Origin of the sequence: Nocardioides sp. (assembly GCF_051876515.1) — a bacterium.
Lineage (GTDB): Bacteria > Actinomycetota > Actinomycetes > Propionibacteriales > Nocardioidaceae > Nocardioides.
Window position 1 is genome coordinate 1 of sequence record NZ_JBJEHY010000155.1, and the last position, 8,875, is coordinate 8,875.

The 8,875-nt window shown below is 72.6% G+C and carries 10 protein-coding genes; all 10 read right to left on the bottom strand.

All coding sequences use genetic code 11. The annotated features are described in order from the left end of the window. The coding region (smc, locus tag ACI379_RS11865) for a chromosome segregation protein SMC (protein ID WP_439792298.1) at positions 1–2,403 on the bottom strand (2,403 nt) is incomplete at its 3' end. 34 nt (positions 2,404–2,437) lie between these two features. Beyond that, positions 2,438–3,700, bottom strand: a complete 1,263-nt coding sequence (locus ACI379_RS11870) for an MFS transporter (protein ID WP_439792299.1) — start codon at positions 3,698–3,700, stop codon at positions 2,438–2,440. A gap of 56 nt (positions 3,701–3,756) precedes the next feature. After that, positions 3,757–3,945, bottom strand: a complete 189-nt coding sequence (locus ACI379_RS11875; RefSeq protein WP_439792300.1) for a hypothetical protein — start codon at positions 3,943–3,945, stop codon at positions 3,757–3,759. A gap of 116 nt (positions 3,946–4,061) precedes the next feature. Then, positions 4,062–4,946, bottom strand: coding sequence for a bifunctional DNA-formamidopyrimidine glycosylase/DNA-(apurinic or apyrimidinic site) lyase (mutM, locus tag ACI379_RS11880; protein ID WP_439792301.1), 885 nt, complete (start codon positions 4,944–4,946; stop codon positions 4,062–4,064). A gap of 3 nt (positions 4,947–4,949) precedes the next feature. After that, entirely contained in the window at positions 4,950–5,777 is an 828-nt protein-coding gene (rnc, locus tag ACI379_RS11885; protein ID WP_439792307.1) for a ribonuclease III, read from the bottom strand. Then, positions 5,693–5,878, bottom strand: a complete 186-nt coding sequence (rpmF, locus tag ACI379_RS11890) for a 50S ribosomal protein L32 (protein WP_439792302.1) — start codon at positions 5,876–5,878, stop codon at positions 5,693–5,695. The genes rnc and rpmF overlap by 85 nt, the downstream gene beginning before the upstream one ends. A gap of 68 nt (positions 5,879–5,946) precedes the next feature. Beyond that, positions 5,947–6,513 carry a YceD family protein gene (locus ACI379_RS11895; protein WP_439792303.1) on the bottom strand — a complete coding sequence of 189 codons (567 nt, stop codon included), beginning with the start codon at positions 6,511–6,513 and terminating at the stop codon, positions 5,947–5,949. A gap of 127 nt (positions 6,514–6,640) precedes the next feature. Beyond that, positions 6,641–7,138, bottom strand: a complete 498-nt coding sequence (gene coaD / locus ACI379_RS11900; protein WP_439792304.1) for a pantetheine-phosphate adenylyltransferase — start codon at positions 7,136–7,138, stop codon at positions 6,641–6,643. Between the two features lie 74 nt (positions 7,139–7,212). Further along, positions 7,213–7,782: a 16S rRNA (guanine(966)-N(2))-methyltransferase RsmD gene (rsmD, locus tag ACI379_RS11905; RefSeq protein ID WP_439792305.1), complete on the bottom strand. Its 570-nt coding sequence runs from the start codon at positions 7,780–7,782 to the stop codon at positions 7,213–7,215. A 6-nt stretch (positions 7,783–7,788) separates the two neighbouring features. Continuing rightward, positions 7,789–8,875 (bottom strand): helicase-related protein (locus ACI379_RS11910; RefSeq protein ID WP_439792306.1); only part of this gene is annotated, 1,087 nt, incomplete at its 5' end.

Sequence of the window (8,875 nt, forward strand, 5' to 3'; positions counted from 1 at the left end):
GGTCCGCAGCCCCAGCCGCGCCTCCATCTCGCCCTGACGGGCGGCACGCGCCGCCTCGGCCAGCTCCTCGCGGGCGCTGGTGTCGGGCTCCTCCTCGGTGACCTCCTCGGCCGCTGCCAGCCTCGCCTCGAGGTCAACCAGACCGGCCAGGTCGCGCTCGCGCGCCTCGTGGGCCGCCGTGACCGCCTTCTCCAGGCGCTCGGCCTCACCCCGGGCGGCGCGTACGGCCGACCCGTGCTGCCCCAGCTCCTCGGCCACGGCCGCGAGCGTGGCGTCCGACTCGTGCAGCTGGGCCAGGGCGACGTCGACCCGCTTGAGCGCCTCGTGCCGCTCGGCCTCCAGACCGGAGATGACGAACCCCAGCCGCTCGGCCGTGGCAGTGGCCCGCTGCAGCTCGTCGTTGGCCTCGTCGACCGCCGCCTGGACCTCCAGGAGGCTCGGCTGGCTGCCCGAGCCGCCGGCCACCACGTGGCTGCCGACGACGTCGCCGTCCTTGGTCACGGCGCGGATCTGGGGCGCCTGCTCCACCAGCGCCCTGGCGGCGGTGAGGTCATCGACGACCGCCACCTGGTCCAGGACGGCCGTGAGGGCCCCGGCGAGGTGGTCGGGGACGGTGACCACGTCGACCGCCCACCGCGCACCGGCGGGCAGCTCCGGCCAGGCACGCTCCGCTGACGGGGCCCCCGACAGCAGCAGGGCTGCGCGCCCGAGGTCGTCGTCCTTCAGCCGGCCCACCGCGTCGAGGGCCGACTGGGTGCCGTCGACCACCACGGCGTCCGCGGCCGGCCCGAGGGCGGCGGCCAGGGCGGTCTCGTACCCGTGCTCGACGTCGAGCAGAGCGGCCACCGATCCGAGCACGCCGGAGACCTTCGCGTCTGCGGCCAGCAGCGCACCGGCGCCGTCCTTGCGGTTGAGCCCGATCTCGAGGGCGTCGCGCCGGGCGGTGAGGGCCGTACGGTCCCGCTCGGCCCGCTGGGCCTCGTCCCGGGCGGAGGCGAGCTTCTCCTCGATGCCGTCGAGGAGGGTCACGGCCTCCTCGTGCTCGGCGTCGAGGCCCTCCTCCCCCGCGTCGAGCCCGGCCACGGTGGTCTCCAGGGCGGTGAAGTCGCGCTGGGCCTTGTCGGCCCGCGCCGCGGCCTCCTCGCGCGCCTGGCTGAGCCGACCGATCTCGTCGTCGGCGGCGGCCGCCCGCGACTTGAGGGCGTTGACCTGGCCGTGCAAACGGGCCAGTCCCTCGCGGCGGTCGGCCGCGGCGCGTTGCGCGGCGGCGACTCGACGCTCCTCGGCCGAGGCGGCCTCCTCCGCATCGCGCTTCGCTGCGACGGCGGCCTCGAGGTCCGCCCGGCCCGCCTGGACCTGGGCGTCGATCTCGGCCTCCTGGGCCCGGACCCGCTCGGCCTGGGCCTCCAGGTCGTCGGGGTCGCGGCCGGAGTCCACGGTGTCGGGCTCGGCGGCGCCGGCCGCGTTGCGCAGCCGCTCGGCCGCCAGGGACTGGGTGCCGCGCAGACGCTCGCGCAGGCCGGAGAGCGCGAACCACGTGTCCTGCGCCGCGGAGAGGCGCGGCAGGTCCTCACGCAGCGCCGCCTCGAGACGGCCCTCGGCGGCCCGGGCCGCCTCGGTGTCGGCCTCGACCTGGGCGCGCCGCTCGACGAGGATCGTCTCGTCGGCCATCTCGGCCTCCAGCGCCGTACGGGCGCCGACCAGGTCGTCGGCGAGCAGCCGGGCGCGGGCGTCACGCGCCTCGGCCTGCACCACGGCCGCCTTGCGCGCGACCTCGGCCTGCTTGCCCAGCGGCTTGAGCTGGCGGCGGATCTCGACGATCAGGTCGCCGAGCCGGGCCAGGTTGCCGTCGGTCGACTGGAGCTTGCGGAGCGCCTTCTCCTTGCGCTTGCGGTGCTTGAGGACGCCGGCCGCCTCCTCGATGAAGCCGCGCCGGTCCTCCGGCGTGGCCCGCAGGATCGAGTCGAGCTGCCCCTGCCCGACGATCACGTGCATCTCGCGCCCGATGCCGGAGTCGCTCAGCAGCTCCTGGACGTCGAGCAGCCGGCACGACTGGCCGTTGATCGCGTACTCGGAGCCGCCGTTGCGGAACATGGTGCGGCTGATCGTGACCTCGGTGTACTCGATCGGCAGCGCACCGTCGGTGTTGTCGATCGTGAGGGCGACCTCGGCGCGCCCGAGCGGAGGGCGTCCGGCGGTGCCGGCGAAGATGACGTCCTCCATCTTGCCGCCGCGCAGGCTCTTGGCGCCCTGCTCGCCCATGACCCACGCCAGGGCGTCGACGACGTTGGACTTGCCGGAGCCGTTCGGGCCCACGATGCAGGTGATCCCCGGTTCGAGCTGGAGCGTCGTGGAGGACGCGAAGGACTTGAACCCCTTCAGGGTCAGGCTCTTCAGGTACACCCGGTCCTCCTCGTCACTGCCACCGCGCAGCAGCCTACTGTGCCTCGTCGGCCGCCAGCGTCTGTTCGTCGTGGTGCACGATCAGGTCGAGGGAGCGCCACATGGCGGCGAGGATCACGACGGATCCGACGAAGGCGAACCAGAACGGCGCCACCACGCCCCACTCGCGGGCGATGAGGCCACCGAGCGCGGACCCGACGACGATGCCGCCGAAGACACCCATGAGGTACACGCTGGCGACTCTGCCCTGGTACTCGGTGGGAACCGCGCGCTGGCGCACCGCCGACGACAGGGCGCCCCACACGAAGGCGTAGCAGCCGAAGACGAGCATGATGACCATCGCCAGCCAGGTCCACCGGTTGAGCGCGAAGGCGAGGTGCACGACGGCCTCGAGGACCAGACAGCCCTTCATCAGTCCGCCGAGCGGGACCCGTCGTTCGAGCCACGGGTAGAGCGTCGTCCCGACCAGCCCCCCGACCGCTCCCACCGTGACGAGCAGGCCGTACCCGATCTCACCGCTGCCCAGGTGCTGGGTGGCGTACAGGACCAGGACGGACCAGGCCGCTCCCCACGTCACGTTGAAGAGCACGATGACCAGGGTCAACGTCCGTACGGGGGCGTGGCGCCACAGCCACCGCAGCCCGTCGGCGATCTCGGCGCGCACCCCGGGTCGCTCCCCCGCACCGGACGCCTGTCTGCCGTGGGCGGGCAGCCGCAGCCCGGACAGGACCATGGTGCCGACCACCAGCAGGACGGTCTGGGCGGCGAAGGGCCACACCGCCCCGAGCGCGAACAGGGCGGCGCCCAGCGGCGGCCCGACCAGCTGGTTGATGGTGAGGATCCCGGCCATCATCCGGGAGTTGGCGAGCCCCAGGTCCTTCTTGGCGACCAGCATCGGCGTGAGCGTCGAGGACGTCGTGTCCGCGAAGGTCTCCGCCAGGCCGAGGGCGAACACCGCCGCCAGCACGCCACCGATGCCCACCTGGCCGCTGGCCAGCACGCCCACCAGGACGGCGAGGACGACGCAGCGCGACAGGTTCGCGACCACGAGCAGCAGGCGACGGTCCAGCCGGTCCGCCAGCACGCCCGCCTGCAGTCCGAACAGCAGCCACGGCAGCTGCTGGAGCAACGGGGCCATCGCGACCAGCAGCGGGTCGCGGGTCTGGGAGGCGACCAGCAGCGGCCCGGCGGCCAGAGCCAGGCCGTCACCGAGGTTGGTGGTCCAGGACCCTGCCACGAGTCGACGGAACTGCCCACCCAGACGAGGGGGCAGGAAGGCGTCGAGCAGCACGGTCACAGGCACCAGACGCTACGCCGTCCGCCGCGCGACGGGCGAGCGGTTTTCCGAGCAGCTCAGGCGGGCTGCAGGGCCTCGTCGAGGGAGGCGGCGGTCAGGTCGAGCCGGAGCTGGTCGTTCTGCTCCTGCAGGCGTACGACCAGCGCCTCGAGGTCGGCCACCCGCTGGCGCAGCCGACGGTTCTCGACGAGCAGCGTGCTCGGGTGAGCTCCGGTACCGAGGTGACCGAGGAGCGCCTTGGCCATGTGTGGGCCCTTCGTGAGTGGGGACGTGCCGCGTACGGGCGCGCGAGGCGCACCGTGCGGACCGTCTACCAGAGTCCCACCGACCTCCCGCGGGGTCAAACCCGGACTGGAGGGGTTCAGCGTCCCGCCCGGGGCCTCCGCGGCACCGGCTGGCAGCGGGGGCAGAAGTACGAGGACCGGTTCATGAAGGCAGCACGACGGATCGGGGTGCCGCACCGGTCGCACGGCTCACCCTCGCGCCCGTACGCGTGCAGCGAGCGGTCGAAGTAGCCGGACTCGCCGTTGACGTTGACGTACAGGGCGTCGAAGGAGGTGCCACCTTGGGCCAGCGCGTGGCTCATCACCTCTCGGGCGTGCGAGAGGAGCTCGCGCGCCTGGGGCCCGCTCAGCCGGTCGCCGGGACGCTCCCCGTGGATGCGGGCACGCCACAGCGCCTCGTCGGCGTAGATGTTGCCGATGCCGGAGACGACGTCCTGGTTGAGCAGGATCCGCTTCACCGCCGACGAGCGTCGACGCACGGCACGGACGAACGCGTCCTCGTCGAACTCGCTGTCGAGCGGGTCGCGCGCGATGTGCGCGATCTCCGGCGGGAGGAGGGCACCGTCCTCGGCGTACGAGAGGCCACCGAACATGCGCTGGTCGACGAAACGCATCTCGAGCCGGCCGGTCGGCGCCGAGTCCGAGGTGACGCCCTCGAGGCCGAAGCGCACCCTCAGGTGCCGCTCGTCGGCGGCGTCGGCGTCCTTGAGGAGCATCTGCCCGCTCATGCCGAGGTGGGCGAGGACGGCGTCGCGCTCGTCGAGGGCGATCCAGAAGTACTTCCCGCGCCGTCGCACGGCGGTGATGGTGCGCCCGACCACGCGGTCGGCGAACCCCTGCGGGCCCGCGGGGTCACGCCGTACGGGGCGCGGGTGCAGCACCTGGACGTGGGAGATGTGGGCACCCAGCACGTGCTGGCTGAGGCCGGCCCGGACGACCTCGACCTCGGGGAGCTCGGGCACCGCTCAGGAACCGGTGGCCTCGTCGGCGTCGGCACGGGGACCGCCCGTGACGCCGTGGGCCTCGACGATCTCGCGGTACGCGGTCTCCGCGGCCCCCTGCTCGGCCTCCTTCTTGGAGCGGCCGTTGCCGTGCCCGTGGAGCTGGCCGCCGACACGGACCTGCGCCACGAACGTCTTGGCGTGGTCCGGGCCCGCGTCCTCGATGACGTACTCGGGCACACCGAGCGACAGGGAGGCGGAGAGCTCCTGCAGGGAGGTCTTCCAGTCGAGACCGGCGCCCATCGAGGCGGCGGCCTCCATCACCGGGTCGAAGAGCCGGTGGATCACCCGGGCGGCCTCCTCGAGGCCACCGGAGAGGTGGATGGCACCGATGAGGGCCTCGACCGTGTCGGACAGGATCGACGCCTTGTCACGACCACCGGTCGTCTCCTCGCCCCGACCCAGCTTGATGTGGGCGCCGAGGCCGATGCCACGAGCGACGTCGGCGAGTGCGCGCGCGTTGACCACGGCAGCGCGCAGCTTCGCCAGACGTCCCTCGGAGAAGTCGGGGTGGGTGAGGTACAGCGTCTCGGTCACCACGACACCCAGCACCGAGTCGCCCAGGAACTCCAGGCGCTCGTTGGTGGGGATCCCACCGTTCTCGTACGCGTACGAGCGGTGGGTCAGGGCACGCTCGAGCAGCTCGGCCCCCAGAACGGGGTCACCGAGCGCCGAGCGAAGCTCCTGTGTGCTCAGCTTTCCGCTGATCAGAGGACCTGGCGGCGGTCGGCGCGGGCGCCGTACTGGCCGCAGGAACCGCAGGCGCGGTGGGGCAGGTGCTTGGCACCGCAGGCCGGGTTGGCGCAGGTCGCCAGGGACGGCGCGACGGCCTTCCACTGCGAACGACGGTGACGCGTGTTGCTGCGCGACATCTTCCGCTTCGGGACAGCCACTGTTATCTCCTGTTGGTTCTGAGCCGGACCCTGTCCGGCTCGGGTGTGTTCCAGCCGGGGGCGGCTGGTCAGTCCTGGGTTTCCTGCTGAAGTCCCGCGAGGCCCGCCCACCGGGGATCGATGGGCGCGTCGTGGGTGTGTCCGGGCTCATCCAGGAGTCGTGTGCCGCACTCGGCGCACAGACCCTCGCAGTCCTCCTGACACAGCGGCTGGAACGGTAGTGCAAGCACCACCGCGTCCCGCAGCAAAGGCTCGAGGTCGAGCAGGTCGTCCTCAAGCCGGTTGGTCTCGTCGTCCAGGTCGTGGTCGTCGTGCTCCACAGCCTTGTCGTGCTGGTCCTCGTAGACGTACAGCTCCTGGAACTTCGCGACGACGTCGTCGTCGATCGGCTCCAGGCACCGCACGCACTCGCCCTCGAGCCCGGCCTGAACCGTACCCGTGACCAGCACGCCCTCCACCACCGCCTCGAGGCGCAGGTCGATCTCGACCGGCGCACCCTCGGGGACATGGAGGACCTCGATGCCCAGTTCTGCCGGGGCCGGCACGGTGATGACCTCTTCCCGCTGGGACCCCGGGCGGCGGCCGAGCTCGCGGGTGTCGAGCACGAGCGGCGCCCTCGGGTCCAGGCTGGTCATGAAGTCATCTCCGAAGTCCGGACACAAACAGAACCTGTGAATCGTATCCGGCGCCACACCGACGGGCAAAACCCGGTCCGTTCCTGGCACACGGCCCCACCGGACGTGTGACGCAGCCGACGTCCGATCAGCCCTGGCCGCCCTCGGCGAGCTCGGCGTACCGCGCCTTCACCCGGTCGACCACGGCCGGCGGGAGCAGCCCGTCGGCCTGTCCCCCGTTGCCCAGGACGACCTTCATCAGCGAGGAGCTCACGAACGAGTACGCCGGGTCGGTGGCCAGGAAGACCGTCTCCACCGGCGACATCCGGGAGTTCATGTGGGCCATCGGCAGCTCGTACTCGTAGTCACCCGGGCCGCGCAGGCCCTTGACCATCGCCACCGCCCCGATCGAGGTGCAGTAGTCCACGACGAGGCCACCGAAGCTGTCGACGGTGACGTTGCCGAGGTCGGCGACGACCTCACGCAGCATCTCGAGCCGCTCCTCGAGAGTGAACAGCCCGCTCTTGGCGGAGTTCACGCCCGCCGCGACGACCACCTCGTCGAACAGCAGGGAGGCGCGCCTCACGACGTCGAGGTGCCCGTTGGTGACGGGGTCGAACGTTCCGGGGCAGACGGCACGACGCAACGGTGTTCTCCTGCGGTGGGGGTGCGGACGCCCGGACGGGACCGGTCTGGTCGGCCCGGAACGGGTCCGGGGCCTCAGTCCGTGGCCGGGACGTGACCGTACCAAAGCGCGGTCTCGCCGTACTTGCGCGTGCGACCGGCCTCGATCCCCTCGGGCCAGGTCACCGTGGTGCGCTTGGCCGCCCGCTCGACCACGACGAGCGCGTCGGGCACCAGCCACCCGTTCTCCACGAGCAGCGCCAGCTCCTCGTCCACCTCTGCGTCGGCCATCGGGTACGGCGGGTCCATGAAGACCACGTCGTACGGCTGGGCCGGCGCCGACGCCAGCACCGTGCGCACCGACTGGGCGAGCACCTGGGCGACGTCGCAGCCGATCGCGCGGGCGTTCTCCCCGATCAGCGCGGCCGTACGCCGGTCGTGCTCCACCAGCGTGACCGCCGACGCGCCACGGGACCAGGCCTCGAGCCCGACGGCCCCCGAGCCCGCGTACAGGTCGAGGACGCGCATCCCGGACAGCGAGCCGCCCCACGACTCGATCGCCGAGAAGAGTGCCTCGCGCACCCGGTCGCTGGTGGGACGGGTCGCCTGGCCCTGCGGGGTCTGGAGACGACGGCCGCCAGCCGTGCCGGCAATGATCCTGGTCACGCGTGGTCAGCCCTTCTCGATGTACGCCGAGGCAGCTGAGCGTTCCACGGCCTCCACGGCGGCCGCCAACCCGGGGTGCGCGTCCAGCCCGCCCGCCTGCTCCAGCAGCCGGTCGGCCTCCTCGCGCGCCCGCAGGATCGTCTTCTCGTCGCGGAGCACCCGCAGCGTGACGAGGCTGGAGCGGCGCCCCGACTGGTCCGCGCCGAGCACGTCACCCTCACGTCGCTGCTCGAGGTCGACCTGGCTGAGCTCGAACCCGTCCGTGGTCGCGGCGACCGCGGCCAGCCGTTCCCGGGCGGGGGTGTCGACCTCGGCGTGCGAGACCAGCAGGCACAGGCCGGGCAGTCCGCCACGGCCCACGCGACCACGCAGCTGGTGGAGCTGGGAGATCCCGAACCGCTCGGCGTCGAGCAGCACCATCGTGGTGGCGTTGTGCACGTCCACGCCCACCTCGATCACGGTGGTGGAGACGAGGACGTCGATCTCCCCGGCCGCGAAGGCGCGCATCGTGCGGTCCTTCTCGTCGGGGTGCATCCGTCCGTGCAGCGCGGCCGTCCGCAGACCGGCCAAGGGCCCCTGGGCCAGCATCTCGTGGACGTCCTCCACGGCGGCCAGCGGTCGGGGCGGCGGGACCTCACGCCCCTCCTCGTCGACCTCGCGGGGCTCGTCCGCGCCCTCCTCGGGCGTGCTGCCGGCGATGCGGGGACACACGACGTACGCCTGGTGCCCCTTCTCGACCTCCTCGCGCACCCGCTGCCAGACCCGGTCCTGCCAGGCCGGCTGCTCGGCGAGCGGTACGACGGTGGTCTGGATCGGGGCGCGCCCGGCAGGCAGCTCGTCGAGCACGGAGACCTCCAGGTCCCCGAAGACCGTCATCGCCACGGTGCGCGGGATCGGTGTCGCCGTCATGACCAGGACGTGCGGCGGCTCCCCCGCCTTGTCGGTCAGGGCGGCGCGCTGCTCCACGCCGAAGCGGTGCTGCTCGTCGACGACGACCAGCGCGAGGTCGTCGAAGCCGACCGCGTCCTCGAGCAGCGCGTGGGTGCCCACCAGGATGCCGACCTCACCGGCCGCGACCGCGGCGAGCACCTCC

What these genes read in the sequence shown, in the direction of transcription:
- ACI379_RS11875 (WP_439792300.1), bottom strand. Translation starts at nt 3,945, where the DNA reads ATGGCCAAGGCGCTCCTCGGTCACCTCGGTACCGGAGCTCACCCGAGC.
- ACI379_RS11895 (WP_439792303.1), bottom strand. Translation starts at nt 6,513, where the DNA reads ATGACCAGCCTGGACCCGAGGGCGCCGCTCGTGCTCGACACCCGCGAG.